This is a genomic window from Cohnella laeviribosi DSM 21336 (genome assembly GCF_000378425.1).
GTDB lineage: Bacteria > Bacillota > Bacilli > Paenibacillales > Paenibacillaceae > Cohnella > Cohnella laeviribosi.
On record NZ_KB899909.1, the window covers coordinates 1 to 1,082 of the forward strand.

Consider the following 1,082-nt stretch of genomic DNA (forward strand, 5'->3'; position numbering starts at 1 on the left):
AGCTACATGACTTATCCATCTTTCAGGATGGTCGATGGTTGAAAATCTAAGAACGAGTGAGAAAACGCGAGAAAACATTAAATAATAGTGGGAGGGAGAACATCCATGTACGACGCAGCGAAAAAAGAAACACTGCTTGCCTTGTACCAGCATACCTTGCTGACACCGAAACAATTGGCCGTGTTGCTCCGTTACCGCGTCCCCAGTATTTACGGCGTGGCCGGAGAGCTGAAAAAGCAAGGGCTGGTTCGCAGAGTGCCGTTGGGGTTCCTGCGGGACAAGCAGGCGGGTTATGTGCTGAGCAGCACGGGAGCAAAAGCGGCAGCCGCCCTATGCGGTGAAGAGGAGATCATCCGGCCGAAGGCATGGGATGAAGATCCCATTCAACTGGAACATCTGTATGGCGCCAATGAATTTTTTATTTCTTTGATCCGGCACAGCCTGACGCGGGAACATGAAGGACTCGCGGAATGGCTGGGCGCACGGGATGCGGCGGAGCGCTATGCCCATTTTAAACATGCCGGACAGAAAAAATATTATCCTTTGCGGCCTGACGGATACGGCACCTATGTGACCGGTCAAGGCCGCCTCGTACTCCATCTGGAGTACGATACGGGAACGGAGAACTTGAGCCGGTTGCAGGATAAATTGTGGAGTTACGCCCGGGTGTTAACAGGAATATGGAACGATGTGGAGTCCGTGCATGTCCTCGTCATGACGAAAGCGGAAGGAAGGCCGGAGCGTATCCTGCAGTTGTGGGAAACCTTGTGCAAGAAGCCATTGCTTGGCCTTCGTTTGCCGCAGGTGTGGGCCATCACGGAAACGGAATGGCATCAAGGGGGATTTTGTCGAGCGTTGTGGTTGGGAAAAGACGGAAAACGCAAAACACTTCAGGAAATGCCCGTACTCCCGATGCCCGGATACGGGCCGCTTTCGTCTTTGGGCAAGCAGCAGCGGGAACGATCGCCGGCGGAAAAGTGGAAGAAAAGTAAGCGTCAAATATTCCCCACCTACACGGACTCGAAGATTCATGAAAAACTAAGCGTATCGGAAAGATAGGAGGTACGCGCGAATGAACGAAA

1 protein-coding gene is annotated in these 1,082 nt (G+C 52.7%); it reads left to right on the top strand.

Annotation, left to right across the window (positions count from 1 at the left end; translation table 11 throughout):
* Positions 1–105 precede the first annotated feature (105 nt).
* The gene (locus F560_RS0122090; protein ID WP_019007876.1) at positions 106–1,059 is read left to right on the top strand and encodes a replication-relaxation family protein; all 954 of its coding nucleotides are present in this window, start codon (positions 106–108) and stop codon (positions 1,057–1,059) included.
* The last annotated feature ends 23 nt before the right edge of the window (positions 1,060–1,082 follow it).

Excerpts from the sequence above, each read along its gene's own strand:
- F560_RS0122090 (WP_019007876.1), top strand. The coding sequence starts at position 106 with ATGTACGACGCAGCGAAAAAAGAAACACTGCTTGCCTTGTACCAGCAT.